15 protein-coding genes and 2 pseudogenes are annotated in these 21,682 nt (G+C 56.5%); 7 read left to right on the plus strand and 10 right to left on the minus strand.

The genetic code is table 11. The annotated features are described in order from the left end of the window. Window positions 1–142: 142 nt before the first annotated feature. From IEI95_RS07635 to IEI95_RS07650, 4 genes and pseudogenes are all read right to left on the minus strand, one after another. Window positions 143–2,068 (minus strand): annotated as a pseudogene (locus IEI95_RS07635) (methyl-accepting chemotaxis protein). Between the two features lie 522 nt (window positions 2,069–2,590). Further along, window positions 2,591–3,952, minus strand: coding sequence for an MFS transporter (locus tag IEI95_RS07640; RefSeq protein WP_071205855.1), 1,362 nt, complete (start codon window positions 3,950–3,952; stop codon window positions 2,591–2,593). Between the two features lie 264 nt (window positions 3,953–4,216). Beyond that, entirely contained in the window at window positions 4,217–5,485 is a 1,269-nt protein-coding gene (locus tag IEI95_RS07645; protein ID WP_071205857.1) for an acyl-CoA dehydrogenase family protein, read from the minus strand. Between the two features lie 37 nt (window positions 5,486–5,522). After that, a complete protein-coding gene (locus tag IEI95_RS07650) occupies window positions 5,523–6,689 on the minus strand; it encodes a zinc-binding dehydrogenase (protein ID WP_081356556.1) in 1,167 nt (388 codons plus the stop codon). Between the two features lie 1,072 nt (window positions 6,690–7,761). Here IEI95_RS07650 and IEI95_RS07655 point away from each other — a divergent pair. From IEI95_RS07655 to IEI95_RS07665, 3 genes are all read left to right on the plus strand, one after another. Further along, on the plus strand, window positions 7,762–8,400 hold the full coding sequence (locus IEI95_RS07655; RefSeq protein ID WP_071205861.1) for an NADPH-dependent F420 reductase: 639 nt from the start codon (window positions 7,762–7,764) through the stop codon (window positions 8,398–8,400). Beyond that, window positions 8,397–9,692, plus strand: a complete 1,296-nt coding sequence (locus tag IEI95_RS07660; RefSeq protein WP_071205863.1) for an acyl-CoA dehydrogenase family protein — start codon at window positions 8,397–8,399, stop codon at window positions 9,690–9,692. The genes IEI95_RS07655 and IEI95_RS07660 overlap by 4 nt, the downstream gene beginning before the upstream one ends. 554 nt (window positions 9,693–10,246) lie before the next feature. Beyond that, the gene (locus IEI95_RS07665; RefSeq protein WP_081356554.1) at window positions 10,247–12,517 is read left to right on the plus strand and encodes a TonB-dependent receptor; all 2,271 of its coding nucleotides are present in this window, start codon (window positions 10,247–10,249) and stop codon (window positions 12,515–12,517) included. A 172-nt stretch (window positions 12,518–12,689) separates the two neighbouring features. Here the strand turns inward: IEI95_RS07665 and IEI95_RS07670 are convergent, their stop codons facing one another. Together IEI95_RS07670 and IEI95_RS07675 are read right to left on the minus strand one after the other, a co-directional pair. Next, the gene (locus IEI95_RS07670) at window positions 12,690–12,995 is read right to left on the minus strand and encodes an integrase core domain-containing protein (protein ID WP_139190133.1); all 306 of its coding nucleotides are present in this window, start codon (window positions 12,993–12,995) and stop codon (window positions 12,690–12,692) included. Further along, window positions 12,979–14,248, minus strand: a pseudogene (locus IEI95_RS07675) (IS30 family transposase). The gene IEI95_RS07670 and the pseudogene IEI95_RS07675 overlap by 17 nt, the downstream one beginning before the upstream one ends. A 256-nt stretch (window positions 14,249–14,504) precedes the next feature. Between IEI95_RS07675 and IEI95_RS07680 the strand changes: the two are divergent. Together IEI95_RS07680 and IEI95_RS29740 are read left to right on the plus strand one after the other, a co-directional pair. Next, window positions 14,505–15,428 carry an IS110 family RNA-guided transposase gene (locus tag IEI95_RS07680; RefSeq protein ID WP_081356553.1) on the plus strand — a complete coding sequence of 308 codons (924 nt, stop codon included), beginning with the start codon at window positions 14,505–14,507 and terminating at the stop codon, window positions 15,426–15,428. Beyond that, window positions 15,338–15,547: a PfkB family carbohydrate kinase gene (locus tag IEI95_RS29740; RefSeq protein ID WP_420360034.1), complete on the plus strand. Its 210-nt coding sequence runs from the start codon at window positions 15,338–15,340 to the stop codon at window positions 15,545–15,547. The genes IEI95_RS07680 and IEI95_RS29740 overlap by 91 nt, the downstream gene beginning before the upstream one ends. 521 nt (window positions 15,548–16,068) lie before the next feature. Here the strand turns inward: IEI95_RS29740 and IEI95_RS07690 are convergent. The 4 genes from IEI95_RS07690 to IEI95_RS07705 form a co-directional block, all read right to left on the minus strand. Then, entirely contained in the window at window positions 16,069–16,836 is a 768-nt protein-coding gene (locus IEI95_RS07690) for an ABC transporter permease (RefSeq protein WP_071205867.1), read from the minus strand. Then, window positions 16,833–17,621, minus strand: coding sequence for an ABC transporter permease (locus tag IEI95_RS07695; RefSeq protein ID WP_071205869.1), 789 nt, complete (start codon window positions 17,619–17,621; stop codon window positions 16,833–16,835). Before IEI95_RS07695 ends, IEI95_RS07690 begins: the two co-directional genes overlap by 4 nt. Next, entirely contained in the window at window positions 17,618–18,370 is a 753-nt protein-coding gene (locus tag IEI95_RS07700; RefSeq protein WP_234892425.1) for an ABC transporter ATP-binding protein, read from the minus strand. Before IEI95_RS07700 ends, IEI95_RS07695 begins: the two co-directional genes overlap by 4 nt. 224 nt (window positions 18,371–18,594) lie before the next feature. Then, window positions 18,595–19,509, minus strand: a complete 915-nt coding sequence (locus IEI95_RS07705; RefSeq protein WP_174096654.1) for an ABC transporter substrate-binding protein — start codon at window positions 19,507–19,509, stop codon at window positions 18,595–18,597. A gap of 221 nt (window positions 19,510–19,730) precedes the next feature. On the opposite strand from IEI95_RS07705, the gene IEI95_RS07710 reads away from it, so the two are divergent. Continuing rightward, a complete protein-coding gene (locus IEI95_RS07710) occupies window positions 19,731–20,606 on the plus strand; it encodes a fumarylacetoacetate hydrolase family protein (protein ID WP_234892421.1) in 876 nt (291 codons plus the stop codon). A gap of 36 nt (window positions 20,607–20,642) precedes the next feature. Then, a complete protein-coding gene (locus IEI95_RS07715) occupies window positions 20,643–21,533 on the plus strand; it encodes a VOC family protein (protein ID WP_071205877.1) in 891 nt (296 codons plus the stop codon). Window positions 21,534–21,682: the final 149 nt, after the last annotated feature.

Here is a 21,682-nt window from a genome sequence, read left to right on the forward strand (position 1 = left end):
TTGGAACCACATGCCAAACGAATAGCGTACCAAGTAGTCAGGGGCGTTGTCTCAGCGACGGATGACTATTGTACTGTTCGATTGCGATCATGGAACGATGGACTAATCCAACTTTGACACACCAGTGGCTGGATAGAAGAAACTAGCTCCATATAGCGGACGCTACCTCCTCTGAAATTCCGCTCTCTCGGATTTCTCCTAATAGGGACCCTTCGACGGCTTGCGGCCGCAGTTCGACAACCGAATTGCCGCAGCCAAGCTGAGCTATTCGCTTCACCACAGCAGAAGATGCTGTTGTGGTGGCTCCAAGATTGAATTGACCGACGAGTTCGCGCAATTTTTCCGCTTCTTGAGCGAGCGCTGTCGAAGCTGCCGTTGATTGCTCTACCATAGCCGCATTCTGCTGGGTAGTTTGGTCCAGCAAAGTGACAGCGGTATTGACTTCTGCAAGCCCGATTGATTGCTCTCGGGACGCGGTGGCGATGGCGCTCATGTGCTGATTGATGTCAGCAATCCGTGCAGCAATTTCTTTCAAAGCCATTCCAGTTTCACGCACAAGCTGGACGCCGGTATCGACCTCCATCGTAGATGCATGGATAAGTGCCTTGATTTCTTTTGCCGCGGTCGCAGAGCGTTGGGCCAGTTCACGCACTTCCTGCGCCACCAAAGCCTTTTCCTGCTTCGCCAGCACGAGCCGCCTCGACGCCTGCGTTAAGCGCAAGAAGATTCGTCTGGAAGGCAATCTCGTCGATGACGCCGATGATGTAAGAAATCTGAACAGAGGAATTTTCAATTCTCTGCATCGCATCTTCGGCCTGCGCGACGACCTTCGAGGAACGGGAAGCGTCTTCGTTGGCGGTCGCCGCATCGAATTGCGAATCAACAGTTCTCCTGGTCGAATTGGACACGTTGATGGTGATTTCATTCAACGCCGCGGCTGTTTGCTCAAGAGACGCAGCCTGCTGTTCGGTCCTGCGAGAAAGATCGTTGGCGTCGCAAGCGATTTCCCGCGAACCGTTGTTAATAGTAGAGATACTATCGGAGATCGCCCGTAGCGTATCTCTAAGCTGTTTGACCGACGTGTTGAAGTCGTGACGCAACGGTTCAAAGTCGCGGGAGAACGCTTCATTCAACTGCCACGAAAGATCACCGGCCGACAAGCGCTTCAGTCCAGTTGCAAGCCCAGATGTAGCCACTCTCAACCGCTCAGCTGCATCGGCTTCAGCGTTTTCCTGGGCGGCGCGACGATCGGATTCAGCCTGACGACGGGCAAGTTCAGCATCTGCTTCCAACTGCTCGTTGGCGATAGCCGCCTGAAGAAACACTTCTACCGCCGCGGCCATCGAGCCGATTTCGTCCTTACGCCCTATCACTTTACACTCAATGTCAGTTCTCCCGCTTGCTAGGGCCGCCATGTCCCTTGCCAACATAAGAAGGGGTCTGCTGACTGTTTTGCGGAAGAGATAGAATATTAGGCCCATCAGCAAGACTGCCGTTCCAAAAAGCCCGTGCAGAATATCTAAGATTATGTCGATACTGACCCAGTCCGAGCCCTGCTCAGAACGCGCATCTATCTGATCGCTTGCCTCTTCCATCGCGGTTTCGAGAGCCGAAAACTGCTTCGTGAAGTCAGACAAGGCCTTTTTGGCCTCGGCCTTGTCTGTTTGTGCCAATGCGACAAGGCGGGTGGCGCTATCAAGAAAGACCAACAGATGGGCTCGAAGCCAGCCGACACTTTTTGCATCTGGGAATCGTTGGCGAGCCTTTTGTTTTCTGCAAGCATTTGATCAAGTGCCGCAGCATGCTCCGTGAAATTTTGTTTCACGGCATCCAACGAAATCCCGGACGAGGGATCGGACGCCTACAGGGATGCGAGAACATCGCCACGAAGGGCATTATGCATCATGTTAGCCTGCATGTGGTTCTGTAAAAGTTTCGACGAGTACGTGATTTCTTCGGCCTTTTTCGCAAAGGTTAAAACAGACCAAAGACCGGTGCCGGTAGCCCCACCAGCCAACACGAAAATCGCGATGCTTGTAAGTGTGATCTTCTGCTGGATGGATGCCATAGCTGGTACCTCAATGAAACGCTAGGGAGTGCGCGACGGTGTTGGATAAAGTGCGGGACGGCCTTGAGCGCAAACGACGAGATTGATGAGGCACTTGCTTCCTTCGGCGCCGCTGGCGATGTCGGTGAGAACGACGAAACCGCGGGCAAGTGCCCAGCACAAGTGAGACAAAGCCCATAATGCTCCTGCCGGTTATGCGAGGCTAAGAGAGCGCCGTGTGGCAACTTTGGAGCACGGGAGTATGCGTTCTGATGTGTAGTGGCCCAAGCTCGGCGTACCGACCAGCATGAACTGCCGAAGGCTATTCCTTCGGACGCGCGGTCCGCGCGTCCGCCTATGGGTCACCATTGTCTCGAAGCAAGCAATCGTCCGTGTTTCTTTCATTGCTAAAGACTTTCCGAATTTGCCGCCGGCATAACGAAGGGTAGCCGGCGACCGTCCGTAGATAGAGCGGAAGAACCATTGCGGTTGCGGTCTGGAGACAGAGATCGGTATGGTTAATGTCTTCCACGCTCATGCGAGCTATTTGCTTCTATACCGATTGCCTGCCTGCTCCTCTGGCATGTCTGCGCCCTCGGGAAGGATTGGAAATTTCGGCATCGCGTAAGTGAGGGCAGCTATGGCCAATGTCATCGCAATAAGCGTTATCAGCAACGTGCCGCTCCCAAATTGTTCGCGCAAGATCTGGGCGAGAGTGGGAGCGGCCCCTGCGATTACGGCACTCAGTCCCATGTTCAGTGCGAGAGCTTGGGCAAAAAGGCCCTTTCCAAAATAGCGGAGCATCAAAAGCGGGGGGACAATGAGTTCCGCGCCGAATGGCATCCCGATCAGGAACATGGCCACGAGCAGAGCCCAGAACACATTCTGCGTTGTTGCGACGATAGCCAATCCGATGACGACGTTGACAAATAGGACAGCGATCACTCGCGGCGATGCCGCTCGGTCCAGCATGGGTCCAATGAAGATCAGCCCGATGACGGAGCCCACTTTTGCCGCCGACAACGACAGCGAGATTTGTCCGATAGTGTAACCAGATTCGCTCAGCAGAGACTCAGCGATGTTGAAGACGACAACGGTAGGCGCGAGCAACATCGCGTTGATTAGGATCGACGCAAGGAGAACTGGTCTGCGCAGCAATCCCCACATTGACTTTCGGGGGGCGCGCTCCTGATTAATTTCGCTGGCGTCTTGGTTTGTTGTAATGCCAACGGCAGTTCCACGCGTATCGTTGGTCGGTGTTGTCAGAAAGAACAGTTGCATCGGCAGGGCGACGATTATGTAGCAAAGCCCGATCGATACGAAGAGGGCGCGCCAGCCTATTGTGGCGGCTGTCTCGGCGAGGATGGGCGGCAACAAGACACTAACAAGGCTAGTCAAGGAACCAACGATTGCAAAAGCAGCACCACTATGAACGGGCATCCACCCGGCTACCGCTCTGAAAGCAACGGAGAAAACAAGGATGAAGCTGCAGCCTACGGACAACGTTAGTGCGATGAGGATCACTGTGAAGTTGCCTGGCAATACAGCAACCGCAGCAGTGCTCAGCCCGTAAAGAACTCCGAAGATCGCCCCAGCGGTGCGAAGCCCGGAGCGCCCGACCAAATAACCACCCAGCGGTAACAGCAGTGCAGGCGCGATAATTATCGGAAGCGTAAATGCCGCTACCGCATGCGATAGTGGCCAGTCGAACCCCGCTGAAACTGGCCCCACGGTGAAGGCCACAGCGGATTGGTAAACGGTGCTGCTGAAGAATACGACAGCGATCGCTGCCAGCAGCGTAGTCCATGCCTTCTTGGGATAGGTACGCATTATAGCTAGATATTGTCTGAACGAAGCGGGGGGGATGTTCGGAGTAAGAGCAGAAAGCGTAGAAGTTTGCGACATTTTCGTTGTTCCTCCGGATTTGACAGACTGTGTTGGTCTTTTTGTCAGAATTGTCGGTTGAGTATTGTGGACGTGGGGCTCGATTGACCGACCCCATTCTGGAGCCAAAATTGGTTTCGTTGCTTTTTGTAGGCATCCGCCTGATCCGTCCTCCTCGGATCAAAGCGCCCTACATTGAACGTTCCGATTAAACCGGCCGGTCGTTTCACGGGTACCGACGCTGCTGCGGTCAGGAAAGACAGGCCCGATAGCTGGTGGCAAAAATCATGTCGGATTCCGAAAAGCACCGAGAGCGACGGCGCCGTAACGCTGAGCGGTCGAATTATATTGGCTACCGCGGTGAGTGCGGTAAATCGCGATGTCGCGCAGGTACCGCTGCATGGGCTGATTCGCCATGGACGCGGAGGTCCCGGCCGAGCGGAACAAGATATCAACGGCGTCACACGCCAACTCTCCGGCTTCGAGAATCATGCCGGCGAAAGTATTGTCGGCCTTGACGTCAAATTGCCGGCTGCCGGTTACCGCGTCGCGGCTCAAGGCGCTCATAGCCTCAGCTGTGTGCAATACGATAGCTTCGGCAGCATCAGCTTTCATCTTTGCAGCACCAAAATCACGCTGATAAAACGGATCTTGGAACCGCAGTCCGCTTGTCCCCGGTGTCAAGGGAGCTTTGGTCTTGGCCAGTGCCTCATATTCGTCCAATGCTGCGCGTGCAGCACCGACGACGGTAACCACAAGTTCGAGTTGAGCAAAGGACACGGAGGGACCGCCGGCGTAGATCGGGTTATCGTGTAGACGCGCACCCGGAACGCTCCCCACCGGAGCCGGATCGGGCCCGAACCTGGCGACCTGATGGTCGGCGACGACAAGATCTTCAACAATAACGGAATTGGATCCGCTAGCCCGCATACCGAATACCCGATCGGCGCCCCAGTCATCACTGACTTTGAACTTGCCGGCGGGTATCAGCACGTGGAGCATTGCCGAAAAGTCGGCGACACGCGCTGGCGCGTCGGAGGCCGGCGCTTTGAGAGCCTGCTCGTCGACAGCGCGCACAGTGACGGTGGCATGGGTGGCGTAAGCAACACCGGATTGATAGGGCGAGCGGGCATTGACCAACCAGCCGCCTTCAACGCGCTGCGCTGTACCGCTGGGATTGACCCCGTGTGAAGCGCGAAAGTAGCCGCTGCCATTGTGGAATGCCTCGCGCTGGCCTTGTTCTGGCCAGTGCGTTGCAGTGGTCAACGCGTGACCTTGCCCCAAACACAGGCACCAAGCGGTACCGGGGTCTCCGCGGCCGATCTCGATCATGATCTTTGCAAATGTGCGCAGGTCGGTCTCCAACCCACCATAGCGGGTCGGGGTAAGGAGATTGTAGAAGCCGGATTTCAGGAAAGTTTGGTGCAGTTCAGGGGTATAGCGACCGAGACGTTCAGCTGCGCCGGCTTGGGCGCGTATCTGGTCCTTCAAACCGCAGGCCCGCAGGATCAGTTGATTTGATGCCTCCTTTTCAGGGAAGGTCTGGATGGTCATCTCTCTTGTTCTCCTAATGATGCGCCAGCAGTGGCGACTAGATGCCTGGCAGCACAGTGGCGCCAAGAACGGCTCGGTTAGATACATCGCGCAGAGCCTGGCCAGTCTCGCCAAGGCCATAGCTGCGCTGGGCAAGCGAGCTGAGATCGAGCTGGCCTCGTTCCGCGAGCCGTATCAGCCATGGAAGATCACGTCGCATTATGAGGGAGCCTTGTTGGCAGACGTGGATCACTTTACCACCGAGGGCAAATGGTGCCGCCGGAAAGCTGACCATCGCGCCGGGGCGGATATCTATGCCCGCGAGCACGACATGTCCGGCCGAGCGCGCCATTGCCCAAGCTTGTTCGACTGCACGAGCATCGGTCGCCGCTTCGAAGACGTAGTCGGCGCCACGGCCCTGCATCTCGCCTCCGGCATCGCCGGATAATTCCTGCACCGCGGCAACAGGATCGGTTTCGCGGGGATCAATGATATCCGTGGCGCCGCACCGCAGGGCCGCCTGGCGCCGCTGTGCCAACGGCTCAACGGCGATGATCCGTGAAGCACCAGCCAGCCGGGCAGCCATGATGTAAGACAGGCCAACCGGTCCGCATCCAATAACGGCGACGATGCTTCCCGCCTGGATAGGTGCGGTGACCAAGGCAGCGCCTACTCCAGTACTCACAGGGTTGCTGATCAATGCCAGCTGTTCTAGTGGCAGATCGCTGAAGATCGTCGTGACCTGGGTCTCGCGAGTGACGGCCAGTTCAGCGAAGCTGCCAACATACGAGTTGCCGTGCACTTCTCCGCCTGCATCGGAGCATGCGATGGGAGGACTCACCATTGTATTTTGAGCGCATTGATCCATTCGCCCCCGCCGGCAAAAGTGACACTGGCCACAATTAGCGGAACTCGTCACGAGGACGCGATCGCCTACTTTGACACCACCGACAGCCGAGCCAACGTGTTCAACCAGCCCCACCGCCGCATGACCGTGGATTATGTTAGCCGGAAGCCGCGGCAATGTAGGCAGGACTGATGAAGCTCCATCAGCGACTTTGTCGGCGGTTCCGGGGGGTGGCGGCGCATCAATCGACAGCACATCTGCGCTGCCGACATTCGTTGCTTGGACCCTGACAACCACTTCTTGTGGGCGCAGCGGCAAAAGTTCCAGAGTCTCCAGCTGCTCGCCGGACTCTTTGCACATCATAGCCTGGAAACGCATATCTCCTCCCTAGACGAGCGTCCAATAAACGGTACGGTGGTGACTTGTCCTCCTGACAGCCAGATCCACTCCCTCGACGCTTTCAGATTATTACTCGGAAATCTTGGAGTGGCTTATAGTGAATGCAATGAGTCGCCCTTGAGTGTGACGGAGTTCCGAGGCCGTCGGCTCAGAGCGAGGCGGCTCCGAATTGGTGGCAATGCGGCGTCACGAGCAACCTTAGATACTTCTCCAGTCGAAGCGGCGGCGGCGAGACGGCGCAAAAATTGCGCAGATGTTCCCTCAGCCCAATTGAATGGGAGATTAACAAGCCCTGACTCGCGGAGCCGGAGAGGCTCCTCAGCCCACAACACCAAGACAATCATTTGCTGCCGGAAAAATCGGTCTGTTACGGCCGTTGCCCGGGGATTTGCTAAGAACACTACCACGAGACTTTCTCCTCCCAGCCGTCGTGACACGATGGACAAAACGCCGTATTCCATCTAACGGAACATTATTTCATCGAAGGGAATGATTTCGCAAATGAGATCCAATGTCAAGGGTAAGCACGCGTAATGGGAGAGAGGCCTAGGATTTCGATTCCCCCTATTAAGCTCCCGGCACCCTCCGACAAAACGAGCAATTTATGTGATACAAATAGATCCATTCACAGTTGGTTCGCCCCTGGTGGGAAATCTGTCCCATTCCCAAAATCGACCTCGTTATTACAATCTCTGTGCCGAGCATCAGTGTAGCGGAATGCGGCGACTACAGTGCCCAGCGGTTGATTCCAGCTCAAGACGAGCGCTGCCTTCGAAAACAAGCGACAGAGAGCTCGCCCCGATAAGCCTATGAAAAGCCAGACAAGCACCGCACAGTCTTCGCGGGCTGCCTCCCCGTCATTGGGTCGTGAAGAACCTAGGTCCCGTCCCCGACAACACGCAACTACTCTTTGCTTCGTCTACCGTGTTATCGGGAGCAAGAACACATCGGAAATTATCAGAAATACCCCACTTGACCGATGAGGGCCTGCGCCATACTATGGAACTATATTCCGTCACGCGGAATAACAGGCAACACTTGGGAGGAGAAAATGGTGCAAATCGCCTTAATCGGAGCCGGACGAATGGGACAGGCTATTGCTCGGCTGGCATCCGCTGCTGGCCATGAAGTGATTCTGTCAAATTCTCGGGGACCAGATACGCTCTTAGATCTCGCTCAAGATCTTGGCCCTAAGGTTTCGGCTGCCAATGTCAGTGATGCAATCAAAGCAGCCGATCTGGTCATTCTTGCGACGCCGTGGGGTAAGACCAAGGATGCCGTCTCGACCATCAAAGATTGGAACGGCAAAATCGTTGTCGACACGACGAATAACCGGGCCGGACCGCAAATTTTCGACATTGGCGGCATTCCATCAAGCATGGTTGTCGCCGGTTACCTACCCGGCGCGCGCGTAGTGAAGGCCTTTAATCACAATGCGATTCATGTCTTTGCTGAAGCCTTGGAAAGCAAAAGTGAAGCCAATGCGCTTTATGTTTCAGGGGACGACGCTCAGGCCAAGAAGGTCGTGGCCGAGTTTATCTCCAGCATCGGCGGCGAACCGATCGACGCTGGAGATTTGGGCACCGGTGCCCGCCTTTACGGGACTGGTGGCGTTCTCCCGGGTAATCCGCTTGAAATGCTGCGCCCCGCGGAAGCCAGAGCTAAACTGACAGAGGCTATGGGCAAATGAGTATCACAGCGGATTGGTCGATCGACTGGCGGCTGAATGAAAGTGCGGACTTTCGGCAAGCAACCGATGCAATCTTAACAAAGGCGTGGGACCTCGCTCCGAAACTTAGGGAAAGAGCACGCGAGACCGAATTGCTTCGTCGTATGCCCGAGCAAACGATGGCTGACGCGAAAGACCTCTGGAACATGTTGGTTCCCAAGCGCTGGGGTGGATTGGGATTGGGCTCTCGGGCCATATGCGAAACCGCGCGAATACTCGCACATGGCGACGCATCGAGCGCCTGGGCGCTCTCTTTTCTCATTGAACACAGCCACATGGCTTGTCACCTCCCATGGGAGGCGCAGGAAGAATTGTTCGCCGATCGATCCTTCATTCTCGCCTCTGCTCCGCTTAGCCCCGGTGGGAACGCATTAAAGGTCGATGGAGGTTATCAACTAAGCGGCACGTTTAGATATGCGTCCGGCATAGGGAATTCAGACTGGACCTTTGCAACGGCTTTTGTCGACGAGAATGGCGTGGATGTTCCTTACACGTTTCTAGTGCCGCTCAACAACGCGAGTGTCACGGTAAATGACGATTGGCACATGTCTGGCATGGCTGCAACATCGAGTGCCTCGGTCACAGTTGATCACCTGTTCATACCCAAACAATATGCTATCAATACCGAAATATTCGACTCCGCTGACCTCCATCCAGGGGCTCGCCACGAGGAGGCTTTCCTGCGGTATCCACCGCTAGGCTCAATTCGGATCATGGTGGCGGCTGTTTCGCTGGGCTCGGCGGAGGCGTGCATAGATCTCGCCCGAGAACGCATGGCGCAATCGAAGATGTTCAATATACGTCGATTGGATCTACCCCTGGTAAGGGTACGCTGGGCGACGGCATTTCAGAAAGTGCGAGCCGCGCGGCTCATCTATCGCGATCTTGTCGAGCGGATGATCAAACAGTGCGAAGCGGTCGAGACCTGGACGGAGGAATTCACGGGGCAAGCTGAACTCGATCTCGTGACCATCGTGCAACTCTCCAAAGAGGCGGTATTTATGGGCACCGAGGGCTTGGGGTCGTCGGTCTTCAAGTTGGATGATCCGGTCCAGCGCTATCGTCGCGACGTAGATGTCATGTCTAGCCATCTCTTCCAGGAATATGACTTCGTCGCAGAGCGGGCAAGCCGGGTTCTTCTGGGATTGGGATACCTCCCGACAGACCCCTATCCGACCCGACCACCCAAGGTCAGTCATCACAACGAGCTGGAAAGGTTTGCCTCGATCAAGAAGACACGGTCGTCAGGGTGACGTGCCTCTGCGAAGCTATTGATAGATAGCTCAGGTAATCGCCAACGCTGCTTTCAGTGCGTTGAACAGGCAACTAGGCGACCAGGGGTGGCAAGCCAACCGATTGTGCTTCCGGACCTGTGCCTATTCGGCGGCGGTTGAATTTCCTGGCAAGGTGGCTGCGGCATCCTGAGTCGTCGCAGCCGCGTTTGGTTCATCCTACAGTTGCGAACGCCGGCACTTGAATGGCTGAACACGGACGAAACTATCGTGAAATAAATCAGGTGGAACGACAACTACCCAGGTCTATTACGATCCACCTGAAGCTATTCTTATGCTGACAGCAGGTTCTTTTGTCACGGCGGACAATTTTCCTTAGTTTCGGGGAGCAAGCCCAAGGTCAGTCCTGTTTCCCTTATTGAGGTGAAGGACAAATCTGATCTATCGGCTCAGGAAGCACATGAACGACTGGTAGCGGGGCTGACAGCAACGCTGCTTCTCGAGTTTTACAGCATCAGTTCGGTTGTATTTCAAAGACAATCCCGAAAGAGACACGCTGGGAGGAGAACACAGCGATGCGCAGAGTAAATCGTGCCCTTGCAAGTGTGGGGACATGCGGGCTGACGCTAATTGCCATTAGCAACATCGTATGTGCTCAGGACTCATCAAAAAGAACGGATAGGATTGCCCAAGCAAAGCAGGGCAATGTCCCGCTGTCCGAAAGCAAGAATTGTCCTAGCTCGAAAACCCAAAAGCCTGGCGCCCCCGCTACGGATGGGTGCCCATCCAACTTCGCCGCGGAGGAAAGCACACCTGCGCAGGGTCCTGGTGGCTTCGGCGGACCGCCGCAAACAGGCGCACTTCCCCCGCCACCACGTCGCATGACAATTTCGCCGCAGACTTTTGATGCTGGGCCACCGCTCGCAGGTCCAGCGGCGATCAACGGCGTTGGTCCCATATTCATACTGCCACCAGGGTTGGTCGGGGATCTGAAGCCTGGACAAACTCTGCTCGGGTTTAGTGATGTCGCTAAACTTCCTCCAAGTCCCGATGGTTTCACCCATAAAGGTATCGAGATCGGTGCGATGGGCGGCTCCTTCGGCCGGTATCGTTCGACCCTTCAGATCGGCCAGTCGAACGACAACTTTGCAGCCTATCTCGCCGGAAGCAAGATCAAGGATCCGGGATGGCGGGATCACGCAAACAGCGATCTCGAGGAGCTATATGGCGATTTAGGTTGGCGGGACGGTACTTCCAGTTTGCATCTGACCTTTAGTCAATCAAACAGTAGTTCCGCGGGTGGGCCCACTCCCATCGAATTACTTGCGAATGATCGCGGAAGTTCTTGGCTGTGGCCAAACGACAGGTCCGATGAGACCCGTAAAATCGAACTTTCGGGCGAGCATCAGACAGACAATGGGTGGACGTTAAGCGGCAAGACTTATTACGGATATACCTCTCGTCAGGCACGGCAAACCGAAGGTGCGCTTGGTTTGCCGTGTGCAGACGACCCTTCCACTCTTTGCGGCGTTTCGGGTGCCTATTTGGACACCAACGGAAGTCGATATCCGCTATATGCGACTTCGGGTCGATATGGATTTTTCAATGAACTCGAAGATAAAACGAATGCTTACGGGGTTTCGTTCAAGGCGCAGACCGAAAACCCGCTGTTCGATCGTCCGAACAATTTCGTCATCGGCGCCTCATTCGATGCATCGGATACTTCCGCATCAGTTTCTCGAACTTTGGGGGAGTTGACAACCGATCTGGGCTTCACAAACCGGCAGAACACCTACCAGTATACCTCGGTGAAATCAGAGGCCAAATACTTCTCTCTTTATATGGCCGACCAGCTTTCAGTGACTGATCGCCTTACGGTGGGTGCCACACTTCGATACAACCTTTCCAACATCGAACGGTATGACGGATCAAGCACAAACATTTCCTACGACTACAGCTTGAACGATAATCGAACCTTCCAAAGCCTCAATCCATCACTTGGGTTGACCTATAAGGTCACTCCGGATTTGGTTGGCTATGCCGGTTGGAATCGTGAAAATCGTGCTCCGACGCCCTTTGGCACGATGTGCGCCAACGTCGAATCGGCTTGTGCTTTCAGCAACTATTTCATTGCGGATGAACCTTTGGACCAAGTGCGGTACGACAATCTCGAAATTGGCCTGCGTGGACAGAATACACTATCCGGAGAAGCGACGCTTTCGTGGAATATCCGTCTGTTCTCCAAGCATGCCGACAATGACCTATGGCTCGTGCAACGCGAAGAACGGCCAATGTTCACCAATGTAGGAGAAACATGGCGGCGAGGCATTCAGCTTGGCGCAGCGTTGCAATCCGGTCCATGGAACGTCGGATTAGATTATATCCTTCAAAAGTCGACTTTCGAGGAGGAGTTCTCGTTTTATAGTCCAGAAAACCCTGCGGCTGACGCGTCCCGAAATATCACCGTTCCTCCCGGTTCCGAGATGCCGAATATCCCGAACCAAGTTTTGAATTTCAGTGTTGATTATGCCCTGAACGAGCGGTTGAACGTGGGAGGCATCGTTACAGCGGTTGCAGGGACTTACGCGTTCAATGATGAGAACAATCAATTACAAAAGTCGGATCCATATGCTGTTTTTTCGATCAATGCGCGCTATAAGGTTAGCGATCACTTTGAGTTATTTGGGCTCGTCTCAAACGTCTTTGACACGCAGTATGACACAATAGGCGCGTTGCTGCCGGTCAGTAGAGTGGAGGTTAGCTCGGTACCAGGTGCATCGAACCCCATCAGCTATATTCCAGGGGATCCGCGGACCTTCTATGTCGGAATGCGGGCAACCTTCTGAAAGGAGAGAGCGAGATGCCGGCACCACGGCGGCACTTGTTTATAGCGCTGTGTATTTCGGCCCTTCAAATGGCGTGATCATGGTCCTTTAGGTCATAGCTGTTGGTTGCCACGCGGAACTGAGGCGGTTTTGGAGTGAACCCCCTCGGGCTGGACCAGCGAGGAGCTTCAAACTAAGCCGCCTGCTGGGCGAGTTGGGTTTCAAACTCCGCTGGCGGTCTGTAGCCATGGGCCGAGTGCCGCCGCTTGGCATTGTAGACATCTTCAATGAACCTGGGCAATCGCTCGGCCACGTCCGCGAAGGTTTCGTAGCCAGCGGGGTAGAGGTCCTCCACTTTCAGGGTCTTCATGAAGCTCTCCGCCTGCGCATTGTGATATCGGTTGCCGACGGCGCTCATCGAACCCTGCAGGTCCGCGGCATCGAGCGCCCGTCGATAGGTTTCACTTGCGTATTGGGCAGATTCAACCGGTCGCTGCAACACCTTCGCTCATATCCGATTTAAGCAGGCCGTCCAGCGCTTCTGCCGGCGTGCGATAACCCAGCGACTTGCGAGGCCTGCTATTAAGGGCATGCGCCACAGCACTAAGCTCATCGGCTCCGTGCTGGCTTAAATCTGTACCTTCGGAAAGTACTGACGTAACAAACCGTCGGTGTTTTCGTTGCTTCCACGGTGCCAGGGGCTTTGAGAGTCACAGAAGTAGATATCCAGGCCAGTGTCAATCCCAAGCTGTGCGTGCTGCGACATTTCTGTGCCTTGGTCCCAGGTCAGGGATCGGCGTAGATGCGCCGGAAGTTCCATGATGGTCTCAGCGATCGCATCACGAACCGCTCCAGCACCGTGTCCAGCGAGTGCAGGACCGTTCTTGACGGATTTTTCGATTCCGTGACCTTCCATGCGTGGCAGGTGCAGGAGCATTGTGAACCGTGTCGTGCGTTCGACCAGAGTGCCGATCGCGGAGCTGCCGAGACCGAGAATGAGATCACCTTCCCGGTGACCGGGCGCAGCTCTGTCGCCGATCTCCGCGGGACGGTCGCTGATCATCGGTGCATCACCAAGAAAGGACTTACCACGGCTACGAGTCCGTTCGCGAGGCAACCTCAGCGCTCGACCGGAACGCAAGCAGGCCATAGTTCACGCTTCAGAGCGCCTCGACCTCGAATGTAAAGCGTCTGATAGATGGCTTCGTGGCTGATGCGCATCGTCATGTCCTCGGGGAAAGTCAAGTCTCAGACGCCCCGCAATCTGTTCTGGACTCCAGGCTTTGGACCAGCGTCGGCTTTGCCGATGAACGGCCTGTCGTCCTTTCCATACCACGGCAGGTCCATCAAACGCGATGCCATGGGGTGTGGCAATGAGGCCGTCGAGCCGGTCCTGTACTAGTCGCGAAGGGCAATATTGGCTGCCAGTTTCGCCACCTTCGGCCGTCGAGCCGCTCGATCAGCATGCCACTATGCAGTAATCGCACGACAGTCGAAGTCGCCGCCGCGCGTCGCTGAATTCAGCCTGATCTCGCGCGAGATTGTGCTCGGTGATCGTCCCAGCTTACGTGCGATGGCACGGATTCCAGCACCTCGGGCGCATTTTTCCAAAGCAATTTCCTCACGCTCTCTGAGCGTCAGGCTGCGGTTCCTGAGTGGTATTGCCGAGGGTGAAAGATGTGTGGCAGGCAGACCGCCTGAACTCCGAAACCACCGGTTCCTGTCAAGCGAAGCGAAGAATTGATCGATCATTTTGCACCCCCGTCTGACAGTGATGGCGGAGCATCTCCCGCTGTCGCCGGCGATCGGCTGGCGCGGTGTTTTTTCACTAGCCGGGTTACTGTCCTGTGCCCGCTGGCCAGCGTTGCGGCTGTGGGGATGATGCCTTCGTGAAACGATCATGGAAGGCGGCGCGCGGTGCTACGTCGGGATCGGCGACGGAGGCTGGAAATGGACTATTACTCGGGACTGGACGTATCGCTGGAGGCGACCAGCGTGTGCGTGGTGAATGGCGAGGGCAAGGCCCGTCCGGGAGGCAAAGCTGCCGTCCGACCCGGATGCGATCGAGTTGTTTTTGGCCGAATGGGGCGTCCACCTGAAACGTGTCGGGCTGGAAGCTTTTTCGTTCAGCGCCTGGCTGCATACGGCCCTCGACGACAAGGGCCTGCCGGTCGTGTGCATCGAGACGCGCCACACCAAGGCGGCGCTGAACGCCATGCTGAACAAGACCGACCGCAACGACGCGCGCGGCATCGCGCAGCTGATGCGCACCGGCTGGTTCCGGCCCGTGCATGTGGAATCCGAAGCTGCGCAGGCGCTGCGCGTGCTCCTGGCCAGCCGCAAGGCGCTGCTCGGCAAGATGATCGACATGGAGAACATGATCCGCGGCCTGATCCGGCCGTTCGGACCGAAGGTCGGACAGGTTTCGACAGGCCGGTTCGATGCCCGCGTGCGCGAGCTGGTCGCCGGCATGGCCGAGCTGGAACAGATCGTCGAGCCGCTGCTGGCGGCCCGGGCGGAGATGTGCCTCCAGTTCGCGCGGATGCATCGCATGGCGCTGGCGGCAGCGCGCAACGACAAGGCGGTGCGGCGACTGATGACGGTGCCCGGCGTCGGCGCGATCGTGGCGCTGACCTTCCGCGCCACCGTCGACGATCCCGGCCGTTTCAAAAAGTCCGTGACCGTTGGCGCCCACTTCGGGCTGACGCCGCGACGATGCCAGTCCGGCGAGACCGACTGGTCGGGACGCATCTCCAAATGCGGCAACGAAATGATCACATCCAACGCGTCGGGTATTAGCTGGCTTGCGGATGTAGTCGTTGCCAACGACATCGAATTTGCGTGCCTGGTTGGTGTCAAGAATCTGGATTCGAGACATGCGAAGCTTTGCTTAAACGACTTCACGAAAATACAGGTCAGGCGCTCGTCGTGACACTCGGCGCCAATGGCGTAATTGCTATCCGGCAAGGCCGGATCCATCGGGCCAACGGATTGAACATTCTTCCCGTGGATACCGTTGGTGCGGGGACACCTTTTGCTGATACTTGGTAGCTGGGTTGGACGAACAACTTGATTTCGATCATGCCTTGTGCCGGGCCGCCGCCGCGGCTTCTCTCGCCTGTCTCGCTTCTGGCGCACAGTCTTCGATACCCGACGCAGCGAGAGTTGCCGCGGAGCATCGAGTGCGCAGCAACCCTACTCGCTGACGATCCAGTGAAAATCAACAGAACCATCCTGCACAGATCCCCAGAATGATCCCTGATGGCTGTGGCACGCGGTGAGGACATTGCTACGTTCGACTGAACCCCCGCCAAATTTCCCGCTCAACCTAGAGTCTAAATGAAGGTAGAAATCGCCCAGCGCAAGAACTATTCATCAGTTTATCGCGCGACAAACATTGTTCGAGATCAACAGACCGCGTTTAGGATCCTAACCTGCCAGTGGAAGGCGAAGCCACAGCGTGATCGCACGGTCTCCGTCTTCTCCTCTAGATTAGGCCGTCGTGATTGAACCACGACCACCACAGGTAGTTGAAACGACTGACCATAGTCAGTTCTGAAGTCTAAGTTGATTCAGTGTCTCTGTTGCCAGCGCAGCAGGCGCCGCTCTATCGTGGCGAAAATCACCGATGTCAGATAACCAAGCCCGCCGAGCACAATAATCCCTGCATAGAGATCTGGCGCGCGAAAGGCCCGAGCCGCGAGCAGAATCCAGCTACCCAGACCTTCCTGACTGGCTAGCATTTCACCGACAACCGAGAGGATCAGCGCCACGGTCAGGCCAAGCCGCATTCCGGCAAGGATATCCGGCATCGAACTTGGCAGCGCGATTTTGAAGATGACCTCTCCACGCGACATCCTGAACATCCGCGAAACTTCGTAAAGCCGGGGCTCGACTGCAGAGAACCCATGAATCGTGGCCAGAAGCATAGGCCAGATTGCTCCGAAGGCGATGACAGCCAGCACCATGGTTTCGCTGAGGCCGAGTAGCGCTATCGCCAAGGGCACGACGGCCGAAGCCGGCAACGGACGCAGAAACTCGACACCGGGTCCCAAATATTCGCGAATGCGTGGCGAGATACCGATGAAGGCGCCAATCGCGATGCCCAAGAGTGATGCGAGCAGCCAACCATACAGCATTCGCCGCACTGTTCCGAGCGTATTGTCAATCAAAACACCGCTTTCCACGCCGCGAAGTAGCGCGTTCCAAGCGCTGGCTGGTCCGGGAAGGAAGACGGGTGACACAAGGCGTTGAGCGGTGATCCACTGCCATAGCAGAACGAGAAGCGCGCCGACGCAAACGCTGACAGCGAGCCAAATTATGCGTTCCGACCGGGTCATGCGGTGCCCTCGACAAGTGCTGCAGGCCCGAACAGAGTTCGCTGGATCATCAGAAGTATGGCGCCGAGTGCCCAGCCAACAATGCCGATCCACACCAGAAGCGCCAAGGCATCATCTGGTCGCAGCGACTGTTGTGCGTTCATGATCGCATACCCCAATCCAAGCGTGTTGATGCTGATCTCGACGGTGACCGCGACGATGAGAGAAATGCCCACCCCCAGCCGCAACGCCACGAAAATTCGGGGAAGGGCAGCAGGCAGGATGATTTTTGTAATTCTATCGATCAGTCCGAATCGCAGCACGCGTGCGACATCGTTGAGCTTCGGTTCAATCCCCGCGACGGCGCTCCGCGTCAGAATGAGCGCGGGCCAGAGAGTTGCGAAGGCGACGATCGAGTACTCTAGCCTGTATCCGAAACCGAACACCAGAAGCCCGATTGGCATCAGGGCGATCGGAGGCACGGGACGTATTGCCTCTACGCTGACTTCGAACATCCGATCGAACACCGGCAAGACCGCGAATAATATGCCGAGGATCATCCCGAGCGAAAATCCGATCGCAAGGCCGGCTAAGGCTGCGGTCAGGGTCTGAACGGTAGCAAGAAGGATCGTGCCATCGACGAGTTGCCTCCAAAGCGCAACGAAGATTGCGCTCGGGGCTGCCAAGCTGTCGCTTTGAAGATGCGATACCTGTGCGCCGACTTCGGCGAGCAGCACCAAGGCGATCGGTAGAACGAAGCCACGCCAGCGGATTTTTCGCGCGCCAGTTTTGTCCGGCCCACTCATCTTTTTTCCGCCTCCGCGATGAAATCGAAGAGCTGGCGGCGCATATGCAGGAATTGCGGCAGCTCCCGCGTCGTGAGCTGGTTGCGCGGCCGCGGCAGATCGACATTGATGGAGAGCGCCGTGCGTCCCGGATACGGGAGTAGGCCAATCACCCGATCGCCGAGGTAGATTGCCTCTTCAAGATCGTGAGTGACGAAGAATACCGTAGCTCCCGATTGGGCGACGAGGGAAAGGACTTCGTCCTGCAAGTGCTGCCGCGTCATCGCATCGAGCGCTCCGAAAGGCTCGTCCATCAACAGAACGGCCGGCTGCTGAGCGAGACAACGAGCGATCTGCAGGCGCTGCTGCATCCCGCCGGACATTTGAGCCGGAAATTTCTCGGCTTGCCCAGCCAGTCCAACCTTAGCGAGAAGCGCATTGATGCGATCAGGTCTTTCAGCCTTCGGAACACCGAGCGATTCCAGCGCCAGCGAAACGTTTCCGGCGGCAGTGCGCCACGGAAGCAGTGCCTTTCCGTAATCCTGGAAGACGAATGCGATATCCGGTCGTGGCTCCGTAACCTTTTGTCCGTCTATCGAGACAGTGCCGGTTGTGGGTTGATGAAGGCCGGAGAGAAGGCGCAGCAATGTCGTCTTACCGCAGCCCGACGGGCCTACAACACAAACGAATTCTCCCCTGCGAATGTCGAGATTGATGTCTCGCAGGATTTCATATCCACCCAGTGAGAGACCCACACCGGACAACTTCAAGAGTGACGAGTTGCCGACTGCCCGGTTTTTCAGTTGTGAAAGATATTTATCCGGGTCTGCTGATACCACTTTGTCTCTCCCGTGCATTGACCACCATCATTATAATAGGCACAGCGTCCTGCAGACGCCCCTCCTCAGAACTGAAGAGAGCAGACCGAGTGGCCCAGACGATCTGCGCGCGTGTCGTTCGGCTCACATGGAGCTGACGGCAGACACTATGCCATTTATGGCCAGATCACATCGGCAACGGCAATTTTCGAAATCCGGCCTTGGCGCTTCATCTCGGCCATCCACCAGTTGAAACCGACCTCGCTGATCTCGGGGCTGAGCGTCGGCAGACCGAAATTGGCGAGAACCTCCGGCGTCAGCTTGAGATATTTGCCGATGCTCGCGCGAAGTTGCGTCGGGTCGGCCTGCCCCTTCGAGACACCCTCCTTCATGGACTTGCGGAAAGCGGCGAGCAATTCGCTATTGTTCTGCGCCCATTCGCGCTTGGTAACGTAGAGATTGAGAGGCAGGTTGTCGGGAAGTTCAGCGGGGAGAAGCGCCAGAATTTCGCCAACGCCGGAGTTGATGATGTTGGTCATGAACGGGATGGATGAGATGGCCGCATCCAGAGTTCCGGCTTTGATCTGGTCGAGTTGTGTCGGGAACGTTGCTTCGACGATCTTGACCTTCTTGACGTCTATCCCCTTTTGACTGAGCCAGGCACGCAGAATGACGTCGAACACCGCGCCAAGGCCGGGCACGCCAATGGTTTTGCCAGCCAAATCTTCAACCCTGCTCACTCCACCGCCCTTGCGGACCACGATGCCGTAATCAGGCTTGTTCTTGTTGCTGACGGCGGCACCGCCGACAATCACGATATCAAGCCCGTTCTCTGCCGCCTGCAGAATGGTTGAAACCGTGCAGACACCGATATCAATAGATCCTGCGAGCAATGCTGGCGGCACGTTCGGATCAAGGCCAATCAGAAGGTGTTCGTAACTGATGCCGTTCGCTGCGAAAATCCCCGTATCGGCAGCAACAAAGCAGCCGGCGGGACCGGGTTGAGGTGTACTTCCCAGTCTGATGGTCGTTGCCGCCGAAGCCGGTGATCCAAATCCAAGTGCCATCGCTCCCCCGCCCAGGAAAGCCATAAAATCTCTTCGAAGCACATTCTGAAACATTTAATCCTCCCAAATCGCGCTCAGGGCGCCACCTACTGACTTCTCAGGTCTCGGCGCAGGATCGGCTCTTATGGTCGTTGCGACGTCGCAATCCCTGCTCCGACGAGGGAGATCGCACAAATAGATATAATTAGCAAGAAAAAATATTTTCTGTGGACAGGTCGCCATAGCTTCCGCTACAAGAGCGCCACATGACACTGAAGGGAGAGAAGATGCGCTTCATAGCTTTTAAGGAAGATGGCAAGTTAGGTATGGCCGTTAGTCAGGACGGTAAGACATGGAAAGGTCTGAAAGTCGGCGACCCCGGTTATCCAGGCAATCTTGAGGAGATTTTGCGGGCGGGCGAGATCGTCGAAGCTGGCAAGGTGCTTCTGCAAGGACGCTCGGTTGATCTTGCCGAGATCGAATTTTTGCCGCCGGTTTCGAATGCATCGAAAGTCATCTGCGTTGGTCTGAACTACGCGGACCATGCTGCCGAGGGTGGTTCGAAAGTGCCGGACTATCCGACTGTCTTCGCCCGCTTCAACTCCAGCCTGATTGGCCATGGTGCGCCTCTTGTGTGCCCGAAGGTGTCCGAACAGTTCGATTACGAAGCTGAGATGGTCGCCATCATCGGAAAGGGCGGCCGTGCGATATCGGAAGCCGAGGCCCTCTCGCACGTTGCCGGTTACTCCGTCTTCAACGACGGTTCGGTACGCGATTATCAGCTTCGCACACCGCAATGGACGATCGGTAAGAATTTCGACGGAACCGGAGCATTCGGACCGGCCTTCGTGACTGCTGACGAACTCGAGCCCGGCGCGACCGGTCTGCGCATCCAGACCAGGCTGAACGGCCGTGTCCTACAGGATGCCTCGACGAGCGACCTCGTTTTCAGCGTGGCGCGTCTTGTCTCCCTCATCAGCGCGGCCATGACCCTTGAACCGGGCGATGTCATCGTCACCGGCACTCCTGCGGGCGTCGGCCTTGGCCACAAACCCCCGATCTTCATGAAGGAAGGCGATGTCTGCGAGATCGAAATCGAAAAGATCGGTCTTCTGAGCAATCCGGTCGTCAAGGAAAAGTGAGGCGGACGGTTCGGGCATCGCAAGCGGAGGAATAAGATGACTTACATGATACGACAGATGGGCCACGTGGCCTTCTACTCACCCGATCCGGAGAATGCCGCCCAGGATCTCGTCGAAATCGTCGGGATGAGGATTACCGAGCGCGACGGCGACACGGTCTATCTGTCCAGCAATGACCGTCACCATGAGATCAGCTTCACCAAGGGTGGATCGGGCACCGCGATCGCGATCGGCCTCGAAGCCGTCTCAGTCGAGGCCGTCGATGAAGTGAAGCGACGTGCCCAATCCGACGGTCTGGAGATCATCGACGACAAGCCCCTCGGAAAACATTACGACAAGGCCGTCCGGCTGGTCGCTCCGGGTGGCGCTGTCCTGGAAATACATACTCCGATCGCTCGCAACCAGCCCCGGCGTTATAATGGTGTCGGCGCCAATCCCAAGCGTATCGAACATGCCAATGCATTCGCGCCCAACGTTGCGGCATTCGGAGACTTCGTCGAAAAGGTCCTGGGCATGAAGTTGTCGGATCGCACCGCCGATGACAAGTTGCGATGGTACCGCGCCGAGGACGGCTTCCATCATGCGATCGCGATGGGGACGGGAGACAGCGTCCTGCATCATTACGCGTTTGACCACTTTGCAGTGGAAGACCTCGTCAAGATCGCCGACACGCTCTCGCTCAAGGGCAGAGCTATGGCCTGGGGGCCAGGACGTCATGGGGCCGGCGAAAACATCTTCACTTACTACGCCGATCCGCACGGCTGCATCGTCGAGAATTCGGTGCAGATGGCACATATCGATAACGATGCTGTGTACCAGCCCGGCAATTGGGATGCATCCGAAGGTTTGAATGGCCGCTGGATCAATCTCTGGGGAACTCCGCCGACCCCGGCATTCCTCGTACCCGGAATTCCGTTCGCACGCTGAGAAGATGCGCCTCCCGGCATGGCTTGAATGCCGGGAGGCCGTTTGAAGACGAAGATTGTAGTTTTGAACCGATGGGCGGTGTCGCGCCCATCGGAACGTTAGCTGATTGCCGCGAAGACGACGTCGTAGTTGGCGCAACAGGTCAGGGA

The organism is Agrobacterium vitis (genome assembly GCF_014926405.1).
In the GTDB taxonomy this organism is placed as follows: Bacteria; Pseudomonadota; Alphaproteobacteria; order Rhizobiales; family Rhizobiaceae; genus Allorhizobium; species Allorhizobium vitis_H.

Bases quoted from the DNA above. Each gene is read 5' to 3' on its own strand.
- IEI95_RS07690 (WP_071205867.1), bottom strand. From the start codon at position 16,836: ATGACCCGGTCGGAACGCATAATTTGGCTCGCTGTCAGCGTTTGCGTC.
- IEI95_RS07660 (WP_071205863.1), top strand. From the start codon at position 8,397: ATGAGTATCACAGCGGATTGGTCGATCGACTGGCGGCTGAATGAAAGT.
- IEI95_RS07680 (WP_081356553.1), top strand. From the start codon at position 14,505: ATGGCGAGGGCAAGGCCCGTCCGGGAGGCAAAGCTGCCGTCCGACCCG.
- IEI95_RS07705 (WP_174096654.1), bottom strand. From the start codon at position 19,509: ATGGCTTTCCTGGGCGGGGGAGCGATGGCACTTGGATTTGGATCACCG.
- IEI95_RS07710 (WP_234892421.1), top strand. From the start codon at position 19,731: ATGACACTGAAGGGAGAGAAGATGCGCTTCATAGCTTTTAAGGAAGAT.
- IEI95_RS07655 (WP_071205861.1), top strand. From the start codon at position 7,762: ATGGTGCAAATCGCCTTAATCGGAGCCGGACGAATGGGACAGGCTATT.
- IEI95_RS07665 (WP_081356554.1), top strand. From the start codon at position 10,247: ATGCGCAGAGTAAATCGTGCCCTTGCAAGTGTGGGGACATGCGGGCTG.
- IEI95_RS07645 (WP_071205857.1), bottom strand. From the start codon at position 5,485: ATGACCATCCAGACCTTCCCTGAAAAGGAGGCATCAAATCAACTGATC.
- IEI95_RS07695 (WP_071205869.1), bottom strand. From the start codon at position 17,621: ATGAGTGGGCCGGACAAAACTGGCGCGCGAAAAATCCGCTGGCGTGGC.
- IEI95_RS07650 (WP_081356556.1), bottom strand. From the start codon at position 6,689: ATGCGTTTCCAGGCTATGATGTGCAAAGAGTCCGGCGAGCAGCTGGAG.
- IEI95_RS07715 (WP_071205877.1), top strand. From the start codon at position 20,643: ATGACTTACATGATACGACAGATGGGCCACGTGGCCTTCTACTCACCC.
- IEI95_RS07640 (WP_071205855.1), bottom strand. From the start codon at position 3,952: ATGTCGCAAACTTCTACGCTTTCTGCTCTTACTCCGAACATCCCCCCC.